The sequence below is a fragment of the Mangrovibrevibacter kandeliae genome (assembly GCF_024519155.1).
GTDB lineage: Bacteria > Pseudomonadota > Alphaproteobacteria > Rhizobiales > Rhizobiaceae > Mangrovibrevibacter > Mangrovibrevibacter kandeliae.
This window is the reverse complement of sequence record NZ_JANIFJ010000004.1, coordinates 361607-383039: the sequence shown is the minus strand read 5'-3', so window position 1 is coordinate 383039 and position 21433 is coordinate 361607. Positions and strand designations below refer to the sequence as shown.

The following is a 21433-nucleotide window of genomic DNA, read 5'->3' as shown; positions in this document are numbered from 1 at the left end:
TCGGCCGGGCGGTGGAAGCCATGCACGCGATCGAGCAGTCGTCCGAGCAGATCGGCAAGATCATCGGCGTCATCGACGAGATCGCCTTCCAGACGAACCTGCTGGCGCTGAACGCGGGCGTCGAGGCCGCACGTGCCGGTGAGGCCGGCAAGGGCTTTGCGGTGGTGGCGCAGGAGGTGCGCGGTCTGGCGCAGCGCTCGGCGGAAGCGGCCAAGGAGATCAAGGACCTGATCTCGACCTCGTCGAGCCAGGTGGAGGAGGGCGTCGAGCTGGTCTCGGCCTCGGGCAAGTCGCTCGAGGAGATCGTGGCGCAGGTTGCGGCGATGTCGTCGGAGGTGTCGGAGATCGCGCGCAGCGCCCGGGAGCAGGCGGCGAACCTGAAGGAGGTGTCGGCGGCGGCCGACCAGATGGACAAGGTCACGCAGCAGAACGCGGCGATGGTGGAGGAGGCGACGGCGGCGGCGCAGACGCTGGCGAACGAGACCGACGAGCTTGCGCGGCTGATCTCGCGCTTCAGGACGGCGGCCTCGAGCGGCCACCAGCAGCAGGCGCGCCGCGCCGCGAGCCGGCCGAGCGCCGCCGCGCCGGCCCGCCCGGCGGCCAAACCCGCGGCAGCGTCCGCGCCGCGCCCGGTGGCACAGCTGAAGACGGTCGGCACCGGTGGCGCCGCCCGCAAGCCGGCCGCCGCCGAGGACGGCTGGGAAGAGTTCTGAGCCGCGGGGGAGCGACAACCACAGCGGCCGTTGAGGCCAAGAGAGGGCGTCGACATCCGCGGGATCCGTCTTGCCGGCCGGCCATCGGCCGACCCCGCCCGCTCAGCGCGAGTGGACCGATCATCCCACAGGGCAGCGCCTCGCGCTGGTGCCCGGAGACGGTCAGCGAGCCGCTGAGCCGCGAGGATCGTCGCATGCACGTCGCGTGCGTCCTGCACCGGCTGACGGTCCTCCATCCCCTCCACTTCTGCACCAGCGCACGCGCCCGCGCCACGACTGCGACGGGACGTCCAATGGCCGAGACGGAGCGCGCGACCGCATCCGTTCGATGTCTCCACCTGACCATCTCCGCCATCGGCGCCTTGGCGATCTGTTGCCGGACGGCGATCGTGCGGGCATCGTGCGGCCAGTTGGAGACCGACGATGACCGTGACCATCACCGCCTTCGCCCGATCGCCGGACCGAGGATGCGGGCACGCGCGCGACATGCGCGTCCGCTGGGCGCTCGAGGAAGTCGGTCGGCCCTATGAGGTCCGCCTTCTCTCCTTCGACGCGATGAAGGAGCCCACGCACCGCCGGCTTCAGCCCTTCGCGCAGATCCCGACCTACGAGGACGGCGACCTCGCCCTGTTCGAGTCCGGCGCGATCATCATGCACATCGCGGAGCACAATGCGGGGCTGCTGCCGGACGCCCCGCAGGCCAGAGCACGGGCGATCATGTGGACGTTCGCCGCGCTGAACACGATCGAGCCGCCGATCGTCGATCTCGAGATCACCATGATCATCGAGCGCGACAAGCCGTGGTACGCCGAGCGGCTGCCGATGCTCCAGGATCGTGTCCGCACTCGGCTCGGCGAACTCGCCACGCATCTCGGCGATGGCGACTGGCTCGACGGCGCCTTCAGCGCCGGCGACCTTCTGATGGTCACGGTGCTGCGCCGGCTGATCGGCACGGGTCTTCTGGAAGACCATCCGAACCTCGGCGCCTATGTCGCACGGGGCGAGGCTCGACCGGCCTACGCGCGCGCCTTCGCCGCTCAGCTGGCAGTCTTCACCGGCAGCACGGCAAGCCGCTGATCATAGGCGTCGCGGGGTCACTCATGGCGATGCAGTCGGTAGACGCTTCCAATGGGGCCGCCTCAAGGGCGATGGCTATTGCGCCTCGCCGCCCTCGCCCGGGCCGCGTGTCGGCGCCGACACCGGCATCTCCTGCTTGCCCGGCAGAGACCGCCCGCCTTTTTCGTACAGCCGGCGACCCGCGGCGTAGGTTGCGACCGTCGCGCGATCGTCGCCCATCGTCATCAGGACAAACAGCTCCTCGGCCAGCGTCTCCACGCGCTCCATCCGCCAGCTCTGGGCCGGCGTCGCGCGGCTGTCGAGGACGGTGAGGTCCGCCTCGTAGCCGGGAGCGAGGCGCCCGATCCGGTCGTCGAGGCCGAGCGCGGCGGCATTGCCCGCCGTCAGCATGTGGAACGCGGCGAGCGCGTCGAGCGGCTGGCCGAGCAGCGCCAGCACCTTGTAGCCCTCCGCCGCGGTGCGCAGCATCGAGTAGCTGGTGCCACCGCCGATGTCGCTGGCGATGCCGATCTGCGCACCCGCTTCCATCAGGCCGGCGCGGTCGAAAAGGCCCGACCCGAGGAAGAGGTTCGAGGTCGGACAGAAGATCGCGCTGGCTCCGGCCTCGGCTAGCGCCGCGCGCTCTCGGTCCGACAGATGGATGCAGTGGCCGAACAGCGCCTTCGGCCGCACGAGGTCGTAATGCTCGTAGACCTCGGTGTAGTCCTTCGACCACGGGAAGGCCTCGCGCACATAGGCGATCTCGGCCGCGTTCTCGGACAGGTGCGTCTGGATGTGCAGGCCGGGATGATCGGAGGCGAGCGCCCTGGCGGCCTCAAGCTGCTGCTCGCTCGAGGTCGGCGCGAAGCGCGGCGTGATCGCATAGGACAGCCGTCCGCGGCCGTGCCAGCGCTCGATCAGCGCCTTCGTCTCGCTATAGCCGCGCTCGGCCGTGTCGAGCAGGGCCGCCGGGGCGTTGCGGTCCATCATCACCTTGCCGGCGATCATCCGCAGCCCAAGCCGCTCCGCCGCTGCGAAGAACGAATCCACCGACTGCGGATGCGAGGTGCAGTAGACCGCCGCAGTCGTCGTGCCGCTGCGCAGCAACTCGGACAGGAGAAAGCGCGAGGCGGCGTCGGCGACGGCCGGGTCGCCGTATCGGCTCTCCTCGGGGAAGGTGTATTTCGCCAGCCACTCCATCAGCTCGGCGCCGTAGGAGCCGATCACCTGGGTCTGCGGCATGTGCAGGTGCGGATCGATGAAGCCCGGCATCACCAGATGCGGCCGGTGGTCGGCGAGCGGCAGGTTGGGCCGCAGCCGACCCAGGAGATCGCGCGCCTCGCCGACGGCGGTGATCATCCCGCCCTCGACGACGACGACGCCGTCCTCGACGAAGCGCAGCGCCGCCGCGCCGTCGAGCGTCGGATCGCCGTCGAACCAGAGGAGCCGACCGCGGATCGCGACGCTGGCCCCCACCCCCGAGCGGCTCATGGATGCGGCAGTCCGTCGCCCGAGGCGATCCACTTGGCGAGCAGCATGCGCTCCTCCGGCTCCATTCCCGTCAGGTTGCCGGGCGGCATGGCGTGGCTGCGCACCGCCTGGCGCTCGATCAGGGGGGCATTGTGCACGATGTCGGCGGCGGTTTCGAGAAGCACCGCCTTCGGCGCATGGATCAGCCCCGGCCAGAGCGGCTGGCGGGCATGACACATCGAGCAGCGCGACTGCACGATCAGCTCGGCGTCGGCAAAGTGGGGCGAGGTCGAGAGCGCCAGTTCCGGATCCCCCGGCCAGTCACGCGCCGCCACCCCCTCGCCCGCCGACGCAGTCCAGCCCGGCGCACCGGACAGCGTGATGACCGCGGCGAAGAGCACGGCCGCCACGGCCCAGCACCACCAGAGCTTGGCGCCGGTCCTGTGCAGGGTGTTGAAGAAGTGCCGGACGACCGCGCCGATCAGGAGCACGAGCCCGGCGATCATCCAGTTCCACCGCGTCGCGAAGGCGAGCGGATAGTGGTTCGACAGCATCAGGAAGACGACGGGCAGCGTCAGGTAGTTGTTGTGCAGCGAGCGCTGCTTGGCCTCAGCGCCGAGCCGCGCCTGCGGCGTGCGGCCGGCCTTGAGGTCGGCGACGACGATCGTCTGGTTCGGGATGATGATGCGGAACACGTTGGCGCTCATGATCGTCGCGATCATCGCGCCGGTGTGCAGCATCGCGCCGCGGCCGGAAAAGACCTGCGTGAACAGCCAGCTGGCGAGGACGACGTAGACGAAGAGGACGGCGAGGAGCGCCGTGTCGTTCTTGCGCAGCGGCGACTTGCACAGGCCGTCATAGACGATCCAGCCAAGTGCGAGGCCGGCGAGGCTGATGGCGATCGCACCCCAGACCGGCAGGTCGGCGACCTCAGGATCGATCAGCGTCCACTGCGCACCGATGTAGTACGTGAGGATCAGGAGCGCGAAGCCGGAGAGCCAGGCCGAATAGCTCTCCCACTTGAACCATGTGAGGTCCTCCGGCATGTGGCCCGGCGCCACCAAGTATTTCTGCACGTGGTAGAAGCCGCCGCCATGCACCTGCCACGCCTCGCCGCCGACGCCGGCGGGCAGGTCGGGACGCTTCCTCAGGCCGAGATCGAGCGCGATGAAGTAGAAGGACGAGCCGATCCAGGCGATGGCCGTGACGACGTGCAGCCAGCGCGCGGCGAAGCTCAACCACTCCCAGAGATAGGTCCACATCTGCCTTCAGCCGGTTCGCCCGCTCCGGGCCGGACACGATGAGGGGCGCCGCGGCGCCCCCTGTGTTTGCTCGCGGCGGACCGCCGCCTCAGGCGTTGACGCCCTCCACGTACCAGTCGAGCTTCAGGAGGTCGGCGTCGGGGATGCGCTCGCCGTCCTTGGCCTTCAGTTCGCCCTTCTGGTCCTTGATCGGGCCGGTGAAGATCTCGTAGGTGCCGGCCTTGGTCTCGTCGACGATCTTCTGCGCGGCGGCCTTCACGTCGTCCGGCATCTTCGGATTGAAGGGCGCCATTTCGAGGACGTCCTCCTGCATGCCGAGCCAAACGTCGTGGCTCTCCCAGGTGCCGTCGAGCAGCTTCTGCACCTCCTGCACGTAGTACGGACCCCAGTGGTCGACGATCGCCGTCATGTGGGCGTTCGGCGCGAAGCTCGACATGTCCCAGGCCTGGCCGAAGGCGATGGCACCGCGCTGCTCGGCGGCCTGCAGCGGGGCCGGCGAGTCCGTGTGCTGGGTGATGACGTCGACGCCCTGGTCGAGCAGCGCCTTGGCGGCGTCCGCCTCCTTCGCCGGGTCGTACCAGGAGCTCACCCAGACGACCTGCGTGGTGAAGTTCGGGTTGACCTTGCGCGCCGCGAGCGTGAACGCGTCGATGCCCATCACCACCTCGGGGATCGGGAAGGAGGCGACGTAGCCGCCCTTGCCGCTCTTCGACATCATGCCGGCGATGGTGCCGAGGACGGCGCGGCCCTGGTAGAAGCGCGAGTTGTAGGCGGCCATGTTCGGCGCCGTCATGTAGCCGGTGGCATGCTCGAACTTCACGTCCGGGAACTGCTTGGCGACCTTCAGCGTCGGATTCATGAAGCCGAAGGAGGTGGCGAAGACGACGTCGTTGCCGCCCTGCGCGAGCTGGCGGATGACGCGCTCGGCGTCCGGCCCCTCGGCGACGTTCTCGACGAAGCTCGTCTCCACCTTGTCGCCGAGCTTCTCCTCCAGGAACTTGCGGCCCTGGTCGTGCGCGAAGGAGTAGCCGTAGTCGCCGACCGGGCCGACATAGACGAAGGCGGCCTTCACCTTGTCCTTGCCCTGGGCGCGCGCCGGCAGGCCGAAGGCGCTGACCGTGGCGAGCGAGCCGGCGGTGGTGAGGAGGCGGCGGCGGGTGATCTCGAACATCTCTACAGGCTCCTTTGCGGGACAGGGATCATGCACTGGCGCGGAACGGCCTGCCGAGGCAGGCCGGCGCGCGGGTCTTGGCGCTGCGCCGTCCGGCCGAGATCACGGCGAGGACGACGATCGTGGCGAGGTACGGGAGGCTCGACAGGAACTCCGGCGCAAAGGCGTTGAAGCCGGCGGCCTTCGACTGCAGCTCGAGCGTGATGACGGCACCGAAGAGATAGGCGCCGGCGAGCACCCAGGCCGGGCGCCAGGAGGCGAAGACGACGAGCGCGATGGCGATCCAGCCGCGCCCGGCGGTCAGCCGCTCGGCCCACATTGGCGTCAGCACCAGCGAGAAGTAGGAGCCGCCGAGCCCGGCCATCGCGCCGCCGAAGAGGATCGCGAGATAGCGGATCTTGAGGACGGGATAGCCGATCGAGTGGGCCGCCTCGTCCCCCTCCCCGACCGCCCGCAGCACCAGTCCGGTTCGCGTTCGGGCAAGGAACCACCACACGCCGAAGGTGAGGATCAGGCCGAGATAGACCAGCGGCGAGTGGCCGAAGAGGACCCGCAGCCAGGGGTCTTCGGCAAGCGCTTGCGGGAAGATCGAGCCGAGCCGCGTCGTCGTGATGCCGACATAGGGGGCGCCTGCGAGCGCCGAGACGCCGGTGCCGAAGATCGTCAGGGCAAGGCCCGTAGCGACCTGGTTGGCGGTCAGCGTGAGCGTCAGGACGGCGAAGATCAGCGAGGACAGCGCCGCGGCGAGCATGGCGGCAAGGCAGCCGAGGGCGGGCGAGCCGGTATGGACCGACACGGCGAAAGCGGTCACCGCGCCGATCAGCATCATGCCCTCGACGCCGAGGTTGAGGACGCCGCTCTTCTCCACGACGAGTTCGCCGAGCGCCGCGATCAGGATCGGCGTCGCCGCACCGGCGATGCCCATCACCACTGATATCAGGAGCATGGCGCTCATGCGGCCTCCACCGGCTGGCGCCGCTTCGACGCGGCCGGCTCGGCCGCGCTCCCGCCTGCCGGAGCGGACGCCGCAGCCGGTGTGACGGCTCCATGCGCGGCGCTTCGGGCCACCCGGTAGCGTACGAGCACGTCGGCGGCGAGCAGGAAGAACAAGAGCATTGCCTGGAACACGCCGACCGCAGCGGCCGGCAGCCCGATCGCCGTCTGCGCGCTCTCGCCGCCGACATAGGTCAGCGCCAGCACCATCGCCGCGACGAGGATGCCGAGCGCGTTCAGCCGGCCGAGAAAGGCGACGATGATGGCGGTGTAGCCGTAGCCGGTCGGGAAGGCCGGCACCATCTGGCCGAAAGGACCCGACGCCTCCAGCGCGCCCGCAAGGCCGGCGAAGCCTCCGCCGGCCAGAAGCGCCAGCCAGACCGTCGCGCGTTCGCGGAACCCGCCATAGCGCGCCGCGTCGGGCGCGAGGCCGACGACGCGGATCTGGAAGCCGGCGACCGTGCGGCCGACCGCGAACCAGACGGCGAGCGCGAGAATGGCAGCGAGAGGGACGCCCCAGTGGATCAGGGTGCCCGGCACCGCCATCGGCAGGGTCTGCGACGCGCTGAACAGCACCGTCTGCGGGAAGTTGAAGCCCATCGGGTCCTTCCAGGGCCCGCGCATCAGGTAGTAGAGCAGCTGGATCGCGACATAGTTCAGCATCAGGCTGGTCAGGATTTCACTGACGCCGAGCCGGGTGCGCAGCGCCGCCGGCACCGCCGCCCAGGCCATGCCGCCGAGAATGCCGGCGAGGACCATCGCCGGAAGGATCCATGCGCCCTCCATCTCGTGGGTCAGGAGCGCGACGTCGGTCGCGGCGAGACCGCCCAGCACGTACTGCCCCTCTGCCCCGATGTTCCAGACATTGGCGCGAAAGCCGATCGACAGGCCGGTCGCGATCAGCGCCAGCGGCGCCGCCTTCACCAGGAGATCCTGCCAGCGGTAGGGATCGAACAGCGGCGTGACGAAGATCGACCGCACCGCGCCGGCGCCGTCATAGCCGAGCAGCGTGAACAGGATCGCGCCGGCGGCGAGGGTGAGCGCCACGGCGACCAGCGGCGCGGCGAGGAGCATCACGCGGCTTTCCTGCCGACGCGGTACGAGGCGCAGGACCATCAGGCGGCGCGCTCTGACGTCGCCGGCCGCGGCGCGGCACCATGGATGCCGCCCATCAGGAGGCCGATCTCGTCCACCGTCACCTCGGCAAGCGGACGTGCCGGCGAGAGATGTCCGTCGTTGATGACGGCGATCCGGTCGGCGAGTTCGAACAATTCGTCGAGGTCCTGGCTGATGACGACGATCGCCGCCCCCCTGGCCGCAAGATCAAGCATCGCCTGGCGGATGAAGCCGGCCGCACCCGCATCGACGCCCCAGGTCGGCTGCGAGACGACGAGGACGGCCGGATCCTGCAGGATCTCCCGCCCCATCACGAACTTCTGCAGATTGCCGCCGGACAGGCTCCTGGCTTTCGCCGCCGCACCCGTCGCGCGCACCGAGAAGGCCTCGATCACCCCACTCGCATAGGCTTTGGCCGCCCCGAGCCGCAAGAGGCCGCCCGCGGCGAGCCGCTTGCGCGTGCGGGCCGACAGGATGGCGTTCTCCGACAGCGACAGGGCCGGCACCGCAGCGTGGCCGTTGCGCTCCTCCGGCACGGCGGCGAGCCCGCGCCGGCGGCGCGCCGAAACGCCGAGGCCGCAGACGCAGGTCTCGTCGATGCGGATGTCGCCGGTCACCTCCTCCAGCCGCTCGCCCGAGAGCGCCAGCAGGAGCTCGTTCTGTCCGTTGCCGGCGACGCCGGCAATGCCGAAGATCTCGCCACCGCGCACCGAGAACCCGACATCCTTCAGCGTCGTGCCGAACGGCGGCTCGCCCGGCGCAGACAGGCCGTCCACGGCGAGGCGGACGGGGCCGACCGGCGCGCCGTCACGGCGGGCGACGTCCTTGAGGCTGCCGCCGATCATCATCTCGGCCATCGAGCGGGCCGTCTCGCTGCGGGGATCGCACGTCGCCACGACCTTGCCGCCACGCAGGATCGTCGCGCTCTCGCACAGCGCCTGGATCTCGCCGAGCTTGTGCGAGATGTAGAGGATCGAGCAGCCTTCGGCGGCGATCCGGCGCAGTGTCGCGAACAGCTGCTCCACCTCCTGCGGGGTCAGCACCGAGGTCGGCTCGTCCATGATCAGGAGCTTGGGGTTCTGCAGGAGTGCGCGCACGATCTCGATGCGCTGGCGCTCGCCGACCGACAGCGTGAAGACGTCGCGGTGCGGATCGAGCCCGAGGTCATAGGTGTCGAGCACCGCTCGCACCGCCGCTTCCAGCTCGCGCTGCGGCGGCGGATCGTCCATGCCGAGCGCGATGTTCTCGAGCACCGTCATCGCCTCGAACAGCGAGAAGTGCTGGAACACCATCGCGATGCCGAGGCGGCGCGCGGCGCGCGGGCTCTCGATCGAGACCGGGGCGCCGTTCCAGCGGAGCTCGCCCTCGTCGGCCTGCTGCACGCCGTAGATGATCTTCACCAGCGTCGACTTGCCGGCACCGTTCTCGCCGAGGAGCGCGTGGATCTCTCCGGCCGCTACGGAAAATCCGACGCCGTCGTTGGCGACGACGCCGGGAAAGCGCTTCGTGATGCCGGAAAGCTCAAGTCGCGGCGGCATGGCGGGGCGCAGGATCTCCTTCAGGGTCGGCGCCACTATTGCACCGCCCACCGCCCGTTGCCAATGGATCAGTCAGGCTTTCCACCTGACCTTTCGAGAGGCAGACGAGCAGCTCGGCGGCGGTCATGGCGGCGATCACCTCGGGCCGCTTGTCGCGCAGTGCCGACCCGCCGATCGGCAGGCGCAGCCGGTCGATCTCCGCTTCCCGCCCGTCGCGTGCGAGATGGCGGCGGAACTGCTCGCGCTTGGTGCCCGAGCCGATCATCCCGACATAGGCCGCGTCCGGGCGCCGCAGCGCCGCAGCGGCGATCAGGAAGTCGAGGCCGTGGTCGTGCGTCATGACGAGGAAGGCGGTGCCTTGCGGCGCGGCGTCGACGGCGGCCTCCGGCACGGCGCTGCGCAGCGGCGTCACGCCGGGCGGCAGGGACGCCAGCGCGTCCCCCCGCTGGTCGACCAGCACGACGTTGAGGGGCAGCGGCGACAGGGCGGCGGCGAGCGCCCGACCGGTGTGGCCGGCGCCGAAGATCAGCACGGCGGGACGGGCGGCCTCTGACGCGGCGGCCTCGTTCTCCGCCTGCGCAAGCACGGCCGGGCTCAGCGTCCGCAAGACCAGTTCCACGCGCCCACCGCAGCATTGGCCGATCGCCGGGCCGAGCGGCACGTCCATCGCCGCCTCGCACTCCGCCTCCGCCAGCATCGCCCGCGCCCGCGCGACTGCGTCGAATTCCAGCCGCCCGCCGCCGATCGTGCCCTCGACCGAGATGGCCGTCACCAGCATCGCCGCGCCCGCCTCGCGTGGCGTCGAGCCGTGCGCGCGGGCGACAGTGACGAGCACGGCAGGGGAATCAGCGGCAAGTGCGCGCCTCATGGAATCGAGAAGAGCGGTCATGCGTGCCCCCATGCGCCACGCGATGAGACGACGCACGCTGCTCCAGTGCGCGCCCTCCTCTCCCCCGTGGGGAGTGGGCAGGGTGAGGAGGTCCGCACGACATTTTCGACGGGGTCGCAGGAGATGCTGGCCCCGGGTTGATTGAGGTGGGCGGAGGCAGAACCCAGGACTATCCTCATCCGCCTGCCGGCACCTTCTCCCCGGTGGGGAGAAGAACCCCTGTCGCATGTGCCGCCGCCCCGGCGTGCATCGTGGCGGATTCGGAAAGTGCCCGCTTGCGGGGATCGATGGGTTGTCATCCAGAAGTCCGCACGGCCTCCACCGCCCGCAGGATCCGCTCCGGTGTCGCCGGCGCGTCGAGATCGGGAAACGCCCGCCCCTCGCCCGCCGCGACCACCGCATCGGTCAGCGCGCTGAAGGCTGCGATCGCCAGCATGAAGGGCGGCTCGCCGACGGCCTTGGAGCGATGGATGGTCGGCGCGCGGTTCTCGCCCTTCTCCCACAGCCGGATGCGCAACGTGTCCGGCCGGTCGCCGGCCGTCGGGATCTTGTAGGTCGAGGGGGCGTGCGTGCGCAGCCGCCCCGCCTCGTCCCACCAGAGCTCCTCGGTGGTCAGCCAGCCGAGGCCCTGGATGAAACCACCCTCGATCTGGCCGCGATCGATCGCCGGGTTCAGCGACGTGCCGACGTCGTGCAGGAGGTCGGCGCGAAGGACGCGGTTCTCGCCGGTGAGCGTGTCGATCACCACCTCGCAGCAGGCCGCGCCATAGGCGAAGTAGTAGAAGGGCGTGCCGCTCGCGCTCTCGCGGTCGTAGACGATGCCGGGCGTCGCGTAGAAGCCGGTCGACGACAGCGAGACGCGGGCGAGGTAAGCCTCCCCGACTAGGTCGCGGAAGCGCTTCTCGGTTCGCCCGATGCGCACCCGGTTCGGCAGGAACTCGACGTCGCCCGCCGCGACGCCGTAGCGCTCGCAGGCGAAGGCGATCAGCCGCTCCCGGATCGTACGTGCGGCCGCCTGCGCGGCCATCCCGTTGAGGTCCGAGCCGGACGAGGCGGCGGTCGCGGAGGTGTTCGGCACCTTGCCGGTCGTCGTCGTCGTGATCTTCACGCTCTCGACGTCGATCTGGAATTCCTCGGCGACGACCTGCGCGACCTTGGTGAAGAGGCCCTGCCCCATCTCGGTGCCGCCGTGGTTCAGGTGGACCGAGCCGTCCTTGTAGACGTGCACCAGCGCCCCGGCCTGGTTGAGGTGGGTCGTCGTGAAGGAGATGCCGAACTTCACCGGCGTCAGCGCGAGGCCCTTCTTCAGGACCGGGCTCGTGTCGTTGAAGGCCCGCACCGCCGCCCGCCGCGCGCGGTACTCCGACCACGCTTCGAGATCGTCGACGAGCGCGGCGATGATCGAGTCGGTCACCGGCATGTGGTAGGGCGTGAGCTTCGCCGCGCCGGCCGGGTAGAAATTGCGTTTGCGCAGATCCAGCGGGTCGAGCCGGAGCGCGAAGGCGGCGCGGTCCATCGCCCGCTCGATACCGACAATGCCCTGCGGGCCGCCGAAGCCGCGAAAGGCGGTGTTGGAGGCGGTGTGCGTCTTCAGCCGGCGCGAATGGATGCGCGCCGCCGGCAGCACATAGGCGTTGTCGGCATGGAACATCGCGCGGTCGGCGATGGCGCCGGAGAGGTCCGACGAGTAGCCGCAGCGCACCAACTGCTCGAAGTCCGCCGCCCGGATCCGGCCGTCGGCATCGAAGCCGAGGTGGTAGTCGATCCGCACCTCGTGGCGCTTGCCGGTCATCTCCATGTCGTCGTCACGGTCGAGTCGGCACTTGGCGGGCCGGCCGGTCTTCACCGCGACCAGCGCCGCGACCGCGGCGAACAGCGCCGGCTGGCTCTCCTTGCCGCCGAAGCCGCCGCCCATGCGCCGCACCTCGACGGTCACGGCATTGTCCGGCCGCCCCAGGGCCTTGGCGACGTTGTGCTGCACCTCGCTCGGATGCTGGGTGGAGCAGCGCACGAGGACGTCGCCGTCCTCGCCGGGCACGGCGTAGGCGATCTGCCCTTCGAGATAGAAGTGGTCCTGACCTCCGACCTCGACCCGGCCCTCGACCCGATGCGTCGCCCTGGCGAGTTCGCCGGCCGCATCACCGAGTCGCATCTCGTGCGGATCGAGGAGGTCGCGGCCGGCCGCATCGGCCATCGCGACCGCCGCGTCGAAGTCGATCGCCGCCGGCAGATCCTCGTACTCGACCCGCGCCAGCAGCGCGGCAGCACGCGCGGCCTCCACCGTTTCGGCCGCCACGGCAAACAGCGGCTGGCCGACGAAGTGGACCTCGTCCTCGGCAAAGATCGGATCGTCGCCGAACACCGGCGAGTAGTCGTTCACGCCCGGAATGTCGGCCGCCGCGAGGACGCTCGCGACGTCTGGCGCCGCGCGCACCGGCTGAAGGTCGAGCGAGACCAGCCGGGCATGGGCGCGCTGCGCCATCGCGATGTAGACCTGCAGCGTGCCCGGCAGTTCGGGTTCGTCGTCGGTGTAGCGCGCTGCGCCGGTGACGTGCTTCGGCCCGCTGTCATGGGGGATTGCCTGGCGCACGCCGCCGCGGATCGAAGCCGGATGCGGCGGCGGCGCCTCGTGCAGGGCTTCGACCGGCACCGTGCCGGCGCCGCCGCGATCCTGAATGCGGGTCTCGTCCATCACGCCACCTCGAGCACGCGGGTGCGCACGTCGCTGGACAGCTCCAGCTGGAAGCGGCGGAGAAGGTTCTGCGCCACGCTCAGGCGGTAGCCGGCGGAGGCGCGCATGTCGGTGAGGGGCTGGAAGTCCTCGGCGAGAGCGGTCGCGGCGGCATCCACGGCCGCCGCGTCGAACGGCCGGCCCAAGAGCGCCGCCTCGGCCGCCTTCGCCCGCTTCGGCGTCGCCGCCATGCCGCCGAAGGCGAGGCGCGCGGCACGCACCACGTCGCCGTCCATGTCGAGCCGGAAGGCGGCCATCACGGCGGAGATGTCGGACTCCAGGCGCTTGGAGATCTTGTAGGCGGCGAAGCGCGCCGTCTCCGGCAGGAGCGGCACCTCGACCGCCGCGACGAACTCGCCGGGCGCCCGGTCCTGCTTACCATAGGCGAGGAAGAAGTCCTCCAGCGCGAGGTCGCGGGCCTCGTCGCCGCGCCGCAGATGCAGCTGCGCGCCGAGCGCGATCAGCGCCGGCGGCAGGTCGCCGATCGGCGAGCCGTTGGCGATGTTGCCGCCGACCGTGCCGGCGGCGCGGATCTGCGCGCCGGCAAAGCGCCGCATCAGCTCGCCGAGGTCGGGATGCAGCTCGGCGAGCCGTACGGCCACCTCCGCATGCGTCACCCCGGCCCCGACGAAGAAGCGACCGCCCGCCGCCTCGATCAGCCGCAGTTCCGCGACGCGCGAGACGTCGATGATCAGCGGCAGGTCGCGGTGCTGCTTGGTCACCCACAGTCCGACATCGGTGGCGCCCGCGACGAGACGCGCGTCGGGGTGAGCGGCATAGAGGTCGGCGAGATCGTCGACAGTGTCCGGCGACAGCCAGGTGCCGCCCGCCGCCTCGTAGCGGAAGGTGCCGGGCCCGCGCAGCGCCGTCAGCCTCTCGGCCAGCGCCGCGTCGGCGGCGTGGGTGTCCGGCTTCGGCGTCGCGGCAAGGTCGAGCCCCGCATCCACGATCGGTCCGTAGCCGGTGCAGCGGCAGAGATTGCCGGCGATCGCGTCCTTCACCGAAGGCCGGTCGGCGAGCCCGCCGTTCAGCCAGCCGCCATAGAGCTGCATGACGAAGCCGGGCGTGCAGAAGCCGCACTGGCTGGCGTGCCGCTCGACCATCGCGTTCTGGATCGGGTGCAGGCCGTCGCGCCCGAGATGCTCCACCGTCTCGATCGCGCGACCGTGCAGGCTCGGCAGAAACAGGATGCAGCCGTTGACCGTCCGGCGCCTGAGACCACCCGCCCCGTCCGGCTCCGCGACGAGCACCGTGCAGGCGCCGCAGTCGCCCTCCGCGCAGCCCTCCTTGGTGCCCGTCAGCCGCGCCTCGCGCCGCAGCCAGTTCAGCACCGTGGTCGTCGGTGCGAGCCCTGAAATTTCTCGCGGCTCGCCATTCAGGATGAAGCGGATCGGCTCGCCCATGTCAGGAGCCCCGATAGGTCGAGTAGCCATAGGGAGAGATCAGCAGCGGCACATGATAGTGCCCATCCGGATCGGCGATGCCGAAGACGATCGGCACCACGTCGAGGAAGGCCGGCTCCGGCAGGTCGATGCCGCGGGCACGGAAATAGGCGCCGACGTGAAAGCGCAGCTCGTAGGTGCCGACGGTCAGGTCTCCGCCGATCAGGAGCGGCCCGTCCAGCCGCCCGTCGGCATTCGTCGAGGTGGTGACGAGCGGCGTGCCGGCATCGGCGCTGCGGCGGATCAGTTCGACCCGCAAGCCGGACGCCGGCAATCCATGCGCCGTGTCGAGCACATGCGTCGTGAGCCGTGCGGCCTTTCCGTCGGACATTCAAGCGCTTCCGTGTCGGACCCCGTTGACCGGCACAGTGCAACGCCGGGGCGATCGGCCGCAAGCCCGCCCCAACGTTCCGCTCACTGGAAACTTGGAGGCGCTGTCCTACCTGATGTGACCAGAGGGCCGGATCTGCGCAGTGCCGCGTATCCCAAGCGCCGGCCGGGAGATCCGATGAAAATCAAGGCGACGATCGACCGCATTCCCGGCGGCATGATGGTGGTTCCGCTGCTTCTCGGCGCGACGATCAACACCTTCGCGCCGGAGGCGCTACGCATCGGCAACTTCACCCAGGCCCTCTTCGTCGACAGCGCCAGCGCACTGATCGCGCTCTTCCTCCTCACCGCTGGCGCCCAGATCAACCTCTCCAACATCGGCTCGGCCGCCGCCAAGGGTGCGACGCTGCTCGTCCTGAAATGGGTCGTCGGTGCCGCGATCGGCCTCCTCGCCTATGCCGTCGCCGGCGCGAACGGCATGTTCCTCGGCATGGTGCCGCTCGCCATCATCGCCGCGATGACCAACTCGAACGGCGGGCTCTACGTCGCCATCGTCGGCCAGTACGGCCGGCCGGACGACAAAGCCGCCTATTCGCTGCTCGCGCTCAACGACGGGCCGTTCCTGACGATGGTGGCACTGACGATCTTCGGCGCGATGGGCTTCGTCAACGGGCTGTTCTCGATCGTCTCCTTCATCAGCGTGCTCCTGCCGATCCTCGTCGGACTGGTGCTCGGCAATCTCGATCCGGATCTCAGAAGCTGGCTCGCCAAGGGCAGCGACATGCTGATCCCCTTCTTCGCCTTCGCGCTCGGCATGGGCATCAACTTCGCGGCGATCCTGCAGGGCGGCCTCGCCGGTGTGGCGATCGGCGTCATGACGACGCTGTTCACCGGCACCGCCGGTTACTTCGTCTTCCGCGCGCTCGGCTGGAACCCGATCGTCGGCTCGGCAGAAGGCTCGACCGCCGGCAATGCGGTGGCGACGCCGATGGCGATCGCCGCCGCGAATCCCGCCTTTCAGGGCCTTGCCCAGCTCGCCACCGTCCAGGTCGCGGCCTCAACGGTGACGACCGCAATCCTCCTGCCTCTCTACGTGTCCTTCCTCGTCTCGCGCACCGATCCGAAGCGGCTGGACCTCGGCACCGACGCGTCAGCGGCCGAAGCCGGGCTCGAACCCGCGGCGCCGACGCGCATCGTGCGGCGGTGACGGGCGATGGCCGCACCAACGGCTGAAGCCAGCGGACCGGCGGTGGTCGTTCTCGCCGACGACCTCACCGGCGCCAATGACAGCGGCCTGCAATTCGCCGCGCATGGACTGCGTACCCGCGTGTTCGTCGATCCCCGCTCGAGCATCGGCAGCGCCGATTGCGACGTCGTGATCCTCGACTGCGAGAGTCGCGGCATGGAGGCAGACGAAGCGCGCGCTGCGGTGCGCGCGGCGCATGCAGCCTTCGCGCCCGGCGCTTCGCATCTCTACAAGAAGATCGACTCCACCCTGCGCGGCAATGTCGGCGCCGAGATCGACGAACTCGCCCGCGCCGCCGGCGCGACGCTCGTCCTGATGACGCCGGCCTATCCGGCGATGGGACGGACGGTGGTGGACGGCGTGCTCCTGGTGAACGGGACGCCCGTCGCCGAGACGGCGATCGCCGCCGATCCGGCCAACCCGGTGCGCGAGAGCCGGATCCCGGCACTGCTGGAGGCCGACATGCCGGGCGTCACGATCCGCCGGATCGAGCCGCACGACCTTTCCGACGCTGGCGCCCTCGCCGCTGACGCAGAGCGCCTGCAGGGGGCCGGCGGCTATCTCTGCCTCGTCGCCGATGCGGCCAGCGACCGCGATATCGAGGCGATCGCCGTCTATGGCGCGGCGCTGTCGCGGCGGACAGGTCCGATCCTGTGGGCCGGATCGGCAGGCCTCGCCGCGCCGCTGCCGAAGCTCTGGGCGCTGGCGCCCGGCGAAGCCGCGCCCGCCCTTGCTCCGGCCGCTCGGCCGGCGCTCCTCGTCTGCGGCAGCGTCAATCCGGTGGCGGTCGCGCAGCTCGACCGGGCGGCCGAGGTTCATGGCGTCGAGCCCGTGGTGCTGGCTGCCGACGCGCTCTTTCGCACCCGGGCCGATGCGGATGCGGAAATCGAGCGCTGCGTCGCGCACCTATCCGAGACGTTGGGCACGGCCGGCAGCGTCGGGATTCTCACCACGGCGCATGCGCCCGGCGAGGTTCGCGGTGCGATGGATCTCGCCCGCCGCAACGGCCTGTCGCGGCGCGATGCAAGCCGGATCATCGCGCGCGGTCTGGGCCAGGTCGCCCAGGTGCTGATCGAGCGCGGCGCGATCGGCCGGCTGCTCGCCACAGGCGGCGACACCGCGCGGGCCGTTCTGGAGGCGGCCGGCATTGAGGCGCTCGACGTGCGCGGCACGGTGCTGCCGGGGATGCCGCTCGTCACCGCCCGCGGCACGGTGGACTGCCACATCGTCACCAAGGCCGGCGGCTTCGGCGAACCGGACGCCCTGGCCGACGCCATGCGATATCTGATCGAAGGAAGGATCGCGCCATGAAGCCGATCATCGCCATCACCATGGGAGACGTCGCCGGCATCGGGCCGGAGATCGTCGCCAAGACACTCGCCGATCCCGCGACGTGGCAGCTCTGCCGACCGCTGGTCGTCGGCGACGCCGGCGCGCTGGAGCGCGCGCGTCAGGTCGTCGGCGCCGACTTCTGCATCGCTGCGTTCAAGCCGGACGAGCCGATGCCGCAGGAGCCGACGCCGGACGTGGCGCTGTGCGCCGACCCCGGCCTTGCCGTCGGCGACCTTACCTATGGCGCGATCAGCCCGGCCGCCGGCCATGCGGCCTTCGAGTTCCTGAAGGCCGCGATCGAGCTCGCGCAGGCGGGGCGCGTCGCGGCCATTGCCACCGCCCCGCTGAACAAGGAGGCGCTGCACGCCGGCGGCCACATGTATCCCGGCCACACCGAAATCCTCGCCGAGCTGACGGGCACCGAGAGCTACTCGATGATGCTGGCGACGCCGAAGATGAAGGTGATCCATCTCACCACGCATGTCGGCCTGATCGAGGCGATCCGACGCATCAATCCCGAACGCACCTACCAGGTGATCCGCCTCGCGCAGGACACGCTCGCCGCCGCCGGTACGCCGCACCCGAAGATCGCCGTCTGCGGCATCAACCCGCATGCCGGCGAGAACGGCCTCTTCGGCGAGGGCGAGGAGGAGGAGAAGCTGGTGCCCGGGATCGAGCGGGCGCAGGCCGAGGGCATCGACGTGAAGGGGCCGCTGCCGGCCGACACCCTGTTCTATCGCGCGATGCGCGGCGACTTCGACGTCGTCGTCGCCTGCTATCACGACCAGGGCCATGCGCCGGTGAAGGCCGTCGCCTTCGACGAGGGCGTGAACATTACCGTCGGGCTGAAGGGCGGCATCATCCGCACCTCGGTCGACCACGGCACGGCCTTCGACATCGCCGGCAAGGGCATTGCCCGCCACGAGAGCCTCGTCGCGGCGATCCGCTACGCGGTGCAGCTCGCGCCGGAGGGACGCGCCACCGGCGCGGCTGCCTGAGGCTGGGTTGCGAGATTGCGGGCGTCGCGGGTCCGCAAGCGGCGCGTCGGTGCGGCTTTGCAGACGCGCCGCTTCGGCTATTGTCGTCATCGAGTTTCGAGTCGATGGGCCTGATGACCGACCGCTACCCCCGCAACCTCCTCGGCTACGGCCGCACTCCGCCCGACCCGCGCTGGCCCGGCGGAGCGAAGATCTGCGTGCAGTTCGTGATCAACTACGAGGAGGGCGGCGAAAATGCCGTCCTGCACGGCGACGCCGCTTCGGAGGCCTTCCTGTCGGAGATCGTCGGCGCCGCCGCCTGGCCGGGCATGCGCCACATGAACATGGAGTCGATCTACGAATACGGTTCCCGGGCCGGCTTCTGGCGGCTCTGGCGGATGTTCACCGAGCGGGCGATGCCGGTAACGGTGTACGGCGTCGCCACCGCCATGGAGCGCAATCCGGAGGCCGTCGCGGCCATGCAGGAGGCTGGGTGGGAGATCGCCTCGCACGGCCTGAAGTGGATCGAGTACAAGGACTACGACCGGGACGCCGAGCGCGCGCACATGCGGGAGGCGATCGCGCTCCACACGGCGCTCACCGGCGAGCGGCCGCTCGGCTGGTACACCGGCCGCTCCTCGCAGCACACGCTGGAGCTCGTGGCCGAGGAGGGCGGCTTCCTCTACGCCTCCGACGCCTATGCCGACGACCTGCCCTACTGGCAGGACACCGAGGCCGGCCCGCTGCTGATCCTGCCCTACACGCTCGACACCAACGACATGCGCTTCGCGACGCCGCAGGGCTTCAACACCGGCGACCACTTCTTCGCCTACCTCAAGGACGCGTTCGATACGCTCCATGCCGAGGGCGAGGCCGGCGCGGCAAAGATGCTGAATGTCGGCCTGCACTGCCGCCTCGTCGGGCGGCCGGGACGGGCCGCGGGGCTCGCCCGCTTCCTCGACTACGTCCAGTCGAAGCCGGACGTCTGGGTGGCACGGCGGATCGACATCGCCCGCCACTGGCGCGAGCACTTCCCCTTCCGCCCGGGCCTGCGACCCAGCCGGATGAGTCAGGCCGACTTCATGGCCCGCTTCGGCGGCGTCTACGAGCACTCGCCCTTCGTTGCCGAGCGGGCCTATGCGCAAGGGCTGCACGACGCACATGACTCGCCCTGCGGCCTCGCCGGCGCGATGGCGGCGGTCTTCCGCTGCGCTTCGCCCGAGGAGCGGCTTGGCGTTCTGCGCGCCCATCCCGATCTCGCCGGCCGGCTGGCCCTGGCGGGAGAACTTACCGCACAGTCCACGGCCGAGCAGGCGTCCGCCGGCCTCGACCGCCTCTCGGCGGACGAGCTGTCTCACCTGACGGCGCTCAACGCCCGCTATGGCGAGCGCTTCGGTTTCCCGTTCATCATCGCGGTGAAGGGCCGGACGAAGGACGCCATCGTGCAGGCCTTCGAGGCGCGATCCGGTAACGACCCCGACACGGAATTTTCCACCGCCGCGCGGGAGGTGGAGCGGATCGCGCGTCTGCGCCTCGAGCAGCTATTCGGAGAGCACGCATGAGCGAGACCTTCCTCACGGCAAAGCCGGCGCCGGAGGCCGAGGGCCTCCTGAAGCGCTTCGTCGATCTCGCCCATCCCCGCCTCGGCACCGAAGTGGTCTCGGCCACCGACGACTTCTTCGCCGACAAGAGCCGGATGATTTCACCGGAGCCGGCGATTTTCATCCCCGGCAAGTACGACGACCACGGCAAGTGGATGGACGGCTGGGAATCGCGCCGCAAGCGCACGCCCGGCCACGACCATGCGGTGATCCGGCTCGGCCAGCGTGGCACCATCCATGCAATCGACATCGACACCGCGTTCTTCACCGGCAACTACCCACCGGCCGCCGAGATCGAGGTCGCCGACACCGACGATGTGCCGAGCGAGGGCGACTGGTCGGTGCTCGTCCCGCGCATGAACCTCAAGGGCGACAGCCACCACGTCGTCGAGACCGACGCGTCGCGTCCCTGGCGCTGGCTGCGCCTGCACATCCACCCCGACGGCGGCGTCGCGCGGCTGCGCGTCTATGGCCGCATCGCCAAGGACTGGGACGGCGTGGACGGGTCCGAGACGCTGGATCTCGCCGCGCTCGTCAACGGCGGCACCGCGATCGCCTGGAACGACGCGCATTACGGCGCGCCCGCCAACATCCTGGCGCCGGGCCGCGGCGTGAACATGGGCGACGGCTGGGAAACCGCGCGCCGGCGCCGTCCCGGCAACGACTGGTGCATCCTGAAGCTCGGGCATGCCGGCACGATCGAGCGCATCTCGATCGATACCGCGCACTACAAGGGCAACTATCCCGATCGCTTCTCGCTGAAGGCGGCGAAGCTGACGCACGATCCCCTGCCGGAGGACGCCGAGGCCGACAGCGCCGACTGGCCGCTGCTCCTGCCCGAGACCAAGCTCGCCGCGGATGCGGTGAAGGACATCGAGTCGCTGCGGCCGGTCGGGCCGGTGACGCACGTGCGGCTCGACATCTTCCCCGACGGGGGCGTCTCGCGCCTGCGCCTCTTCGGCCGCAAGGCATGAAGGGGCTCGTCGTCGAGCCGCTGACGATCGACGCGTTCAGGCCGTTCGGCGACGTGATTGAGCCGGACCACGCGGCCGAGATCAAGCTCATCAACGGCGGCACGACGACCCGCTTCCACGACGTCGCGACGGTGGACGTGGAAAGCGGCGGCGGCCGGCCGCTGATCTCGATCTTCCGCGGCAAGCCCTTCGCGCCGCCGATCGGGATCGCGATGCTGGAGCGCCATCCACTCGGCAGCCAGGCCTTCGTGCCGCTGTCGGACCGTCCCTATCTCGTCGTCGTCGCGCCGGACGAGGCCGGGCGGCCGGGCACGCCGCGCGCCTTCCTCGTCGACGGCCGGCGCGGCGTGAACTACGCCGCCGGCACCTGGCACCACCCGCTGCTGGCGCTGGACGCGGTGAGCGACTTCCTCGTCGTCGATCGCGGCGGCGAGGGGGAGAACCTCGAGGAGATCGACCTGCCGGAGCGGTGCGCCATCGACGCTTTCTGAGCGCCGATGCAGGACCGGCGGACATCGTGACCGCTCTGTCCGTACCGCAGGCTGGTGACGATCGAGGCGGACGTGTCGGACGGGAGCGGGCGGCTTGGGGA

At 70.3% G+C, this 21433-nt stretch carries 18 protein-coding genes; 8 read left to right on the top strand and 10 right to left on the bottom strand.

The window, feature by feature from the left end; all coding sequences use genetic code 11:
* On the top strand, positions 1–713 hold a 713-nt coding region (locus NPA30_RS13605; protein ID WP_256803242.1), incomplete at its 5' end, for a methyl-accepting chemotaxis protein.
* A gap of 423 nt (positions 714–1136) precedes the next feature.
* A complete protein-coding gene (locus NPA30_RS13600) occupies positions 1137–1790 on the top strand; it encodes a glutathione S-transferase family protein (RefSeq protein ID WP_256803241.1) in 654 nt (217 codons plus the stop codon).
* Between the two features lie 75 nt (positions 1791–1865).
* Here the strand turns inward: NPA30_RS13600 and guaD are convergent, their stop codons facing one another.
* From guaD to uraH, 10 genes are all read right to left on the bottom strand, one after another.
* Positions 1866–3260, bottom strand: a complete 1395-nt coding sequence (gene guaD, locus NPA30_RS13595; protein ID WP_256803240.1) for a guanine deaminase — start codon at positions 3258–3260, stop codon at positions 1866–1868.
* The gene (locus tag NPA30_RS13590) at positions 3257–4501 is read right to left on the bottom strand and encodes a urate hydroxylase PuuD (protein ID WP_256803239.1); all 1245 of its coding nucleotides are present in this window, start codon (positions 4499–4501) and stop codon (positions 3257–3259) included. The genes guaD and NPA30_RS13590 overlap by 4 nt, the downstream gene beginning before the upstream one ends.
* A gap of 88 nt (positions 4502–4589) precedes the next feature.
* Complete coding sequence (locus NPA30_RS13585) at positions 4590–5672, bottom strand: BMP family ABC transporter substrate-binding protein (RefSeq protein ID WP_256803238.1); 1083 nt, start codon at positions 5670–5672, stop codon at positions 4590–4592.
* A 28-nt stretch (positions 5673–5700) separates the two neighbouring features.
* Positions 5701–6618 carry an ABC transporter permease gene (locus NPA30_RS13580; protein ID WP_372338805.1) on the bottom strand — a complete coding sequence of 306 codons (918 nt, stop codon included), beginning with the start codon at positions 6616–6618 and terminating at the stop codon, positions 5701–5703.
* A 5-nt stretch (positions 6619–6623) separates the two neighbouring features.
* The gene (locus NPA30_RS13575) at positions 6624–7739 is read right to left on the bottom strand and encodes an ABC transporter permease (protein ID WP_306228912.1); all 1116 of its coding nucleotides are present in this window, start codon (positions 7737–7739) and stop codon (positions 6624–6626) included.
* A gap of 41 nt (positions 7740–7780) precedes the next feature.
* Entirely contained in the window at positions 7781–9319 is a 1539-nt protein-coding gene (locus NPA30_RS13570; protein WP_256803266.1) for an ABC transporter ATP-binding protein, read from the bottom strand.
* Positions 9303–10208 carry a xanthine dehydrogenase accessory protein XdhC gene (gene xdhC / locus NPA30_RS13565; RefSeq protein WP_256803235.1) on the bottom strand — a complete coding sequence of 302 codons (906 nt, stop codon included), beginning with the start codon at positions 10206–10208 and terminating at the stop codon, positions 9303–9305. Before xdhC ends, NPA30_RS13570 begins: the two co-directional genes overlap by 17 nt.
* Positions 10209–10503: 295 nt before the next feature.
* Positions 10504–12900 carry a xanthine dehydrogenase molybdopterin binding subunit gene (gene xdhB, locus NPA30_RS13560; protein WP_256803234.1) on the bottom strand — a complete coding sequence of 799 codons (2397 nt, stop codon included), beginning with the start codon at positions 12898–12900 and terminating at the stop codon, positions 10504–10506.
* Positions 12900–14342, bottom strand: a complete 1443-nt coding sequence (xdhA, locus tag NPA30_RS13555) for a xanthine dehydrogenase small subunit (RefSeq protein ID WP_256803233.1) — start codon at positions 14340–14342, stop codon at positions 12900–12902. Before xdhA ends, xdhB begins: the two co-directional genes overlap by 1 nt.
* A gap of 1 nt (position 14343) precedes the next feature.
* Positions 14344–14712, bottom strand: coding sequence for a hydroxyisourate hydrolase (gene uraH / locus NPA30_RS13550; RefSeq protein ID WP_256803232.1), 369 nt, complete (start codon positions 14710–14712; stop codon positions 14344–14346).
* Between the two features lie 177 nt (positions 14713–14889).
* Between uraH and NPA30_RS13545 the strand changes: the two genes are divergently transcribed.
* From NPA30_RS13545 to NPA30_RS13520, 6 genes are all read left to right on the top strand, one after another.
* Complete coding sequence (locus tag NPA30_RS13545) at positions 14890–15918, top strand: 2-keto-3-deoxygluconate permease (RefSeq protein WP_256803230.1); 1029 nt, start codon at positions 14890–14892, stop codon at positions 15916–15918.
* Positions 15919–15924: 6 nt separating this feature from the next.
* The gene (locus tag NPA30_RS13540; protein WP_256803229.1) at positions 15925–17268 is read left to right on the top strand and encodes a four-carbon acid sugar kinase family protein; all 1344 of its coding nucleotides are present in this window, start codon (positions 15925–15927) and stop codon (positions 17266–17268) included.
* Positions 17265–18287 carry a 4-hydroxythreonine-4-phosphate dehydrogenase PdxA gene (pdxA, locus tag NPA30_RS13535; RefSeq protein ID WP_256803228.1) on the top strand — a complete coding sequence of 341 codons (1023 nt, stop codon included), beginning with the start codon at positions 17265–17267 and terminating at the stop codon, positions 18285–18287. Before NPA30_RS13540 ends, pdxA begins: the two co-directional genes overlap by 4 nt.
* A gap of 113 nt (positions 18288–18400) precedes the next feature.
* Positions 18401–19828, top strand: coding sequence for an allantoinase PuuE (gene puuE, locus NPA30_RS13530; protein ID WP_256803227.1), 1428 nt, complete (start codon positions 18401–18403; stop codon positions 19826–19828).
* Positions 19825–20841, top strand: a complete 1017-nt coding sequence (gene alc, locus NPA30_RS13525) for an allantoicase (RefSeq protein WP_256803224.1) — start codon at positions 19825–19827, stop codon at positions 20839–20841. Before puuE ends, alc begins: the two co-directional genes overlap by 4 nt.
* Positions 20838–21332 carry an ureidoglycolate lyase gene (locus NPA30_RS13520; protein ID WP_256803222.1) on the top strand — a complete coding sequence of 165 codons (495 nt, stop codon included), beginning with the start codon at positions 20838–20840 and terminating at the stop codon, positions 21330–21332. Before alc ends, NPA30_RS13520 begins: the two co-directional genes overlap by 4 nt.
* The last annotated feature ends 101 nt before the right edge of the window (positions 21333–21433 follow it).

Coding starts and splice junctions, on each gene's coding strand:
- NPA30_RS13600 (WP_256803241.1), top strand. CDS start 1,137: ATGACCGTGACCATCACCGCCTTCGCCCGATCGCCGGACCGAGGATGC.
- guaD (WP_256803240.1), bottom strand. CDS start 3,260: ATGAGCCGCTCGGGGGTGGGGGCCAGCGTCGCGATCCGCGGTCGGCTC.
- NPA30_RS13590 (WP_256803239.1), bottom strand. CDS start 4,501: ATGTGGACCTATCTCTGGGAGTGGTTGAGCTTCGCCGCGCGCTGGCTG.
- NPA30_RS13585 (WP_256803238.1), bottom strand. CDS start 5,672: ATGTTCGAGATCACCCGCCGCCGCCTCCTCACCACCGCCGGCTCGCTC.
- NPA30_RS13580 (WP_372338805.1), bottom strand. CDS start 6,618: ATGCTCCTGATATCAGTGGTGATGGGCATCGCCGGTGCGGCGACGCCG.
- NPA30_RS13575 (WP_306228912.1), bottom strand. CDS start 7,739: ATGCTCCTCGCCGCGCCGCTGGTCGCCGTGGCGCTCACCCTCGCCGCC.
- NPA30_RS13570 (WP_256803266.1), bottom strand. CDS start 9,319: ATGCCGCCGCGACTTGAGCTTTCCGGCATCACGAAGCGCTTTCCCGGC.
- xdhC (WP_256803235.1), bottom strand. CDS start 10,208: ATGACCGCTCTTCTCGATTCCATGAGGCGCGCACTTGCCGCTGATTCC.
- xdhB (WP_256803234.1), bottom strand. CDS start 12,900: ATGGACGAGACCCGCATTCAGGATCGCGGCGGCGCCGGCACGGTGCCG.
- xdhA (WP_256803233.1), bottom strand. CDS start 14,342: ATGGGCGAGCCGATCCGCTTCATCCTGAATGGCGAGCCGCGAGAAATT.
- uraH (WP_256803232.1), bottom strand. CDS start 14,712: ATGTCCGACGGAAAGGCCGCACGGCTCACGACGCATGTGCTCGACACG.
- NPA30_RS13545 (WP_256803230.1), top strand. CDS start 14,890: ATGAAAATCAAGGCGACGATCGACCGCATTCCCGGCGGCATGATGGTG.
- NPA30_RS13540 (WP_256803229.1), top strand. CDS start 15,925: ATGGCCGCACCAACGGCTGAAGCCAGCGGACCGGCGGTGGTCGTTCTC.
- pdxA (WP_256803228.1), top strand. CDS start 17,265: ATGAAGCCGATCATCGCCATCACCATGGGAGACGTCGCCGGCATCGGG.
- puuE (WP_256803227.1), top strand. CDS start 18,401: ATGACCGACCGCTACCCCCGCAACCTCCTCGGCTACGGCCGCACTCCG.
- alc (WP_256803224.1), top strand. CDS start 19,825: ATGAGCGAGACCTTCCTCACGGCAAAGCCGGCGCCGGAGGCCGAGGGC.
- NPA30_RS13520 (WP_256803222.1), top strand. CDS start 20,838: ATGAAGGGGCTCGTCGTCGAGCCGCTGACGATCGACGCGTTCAGGCCG.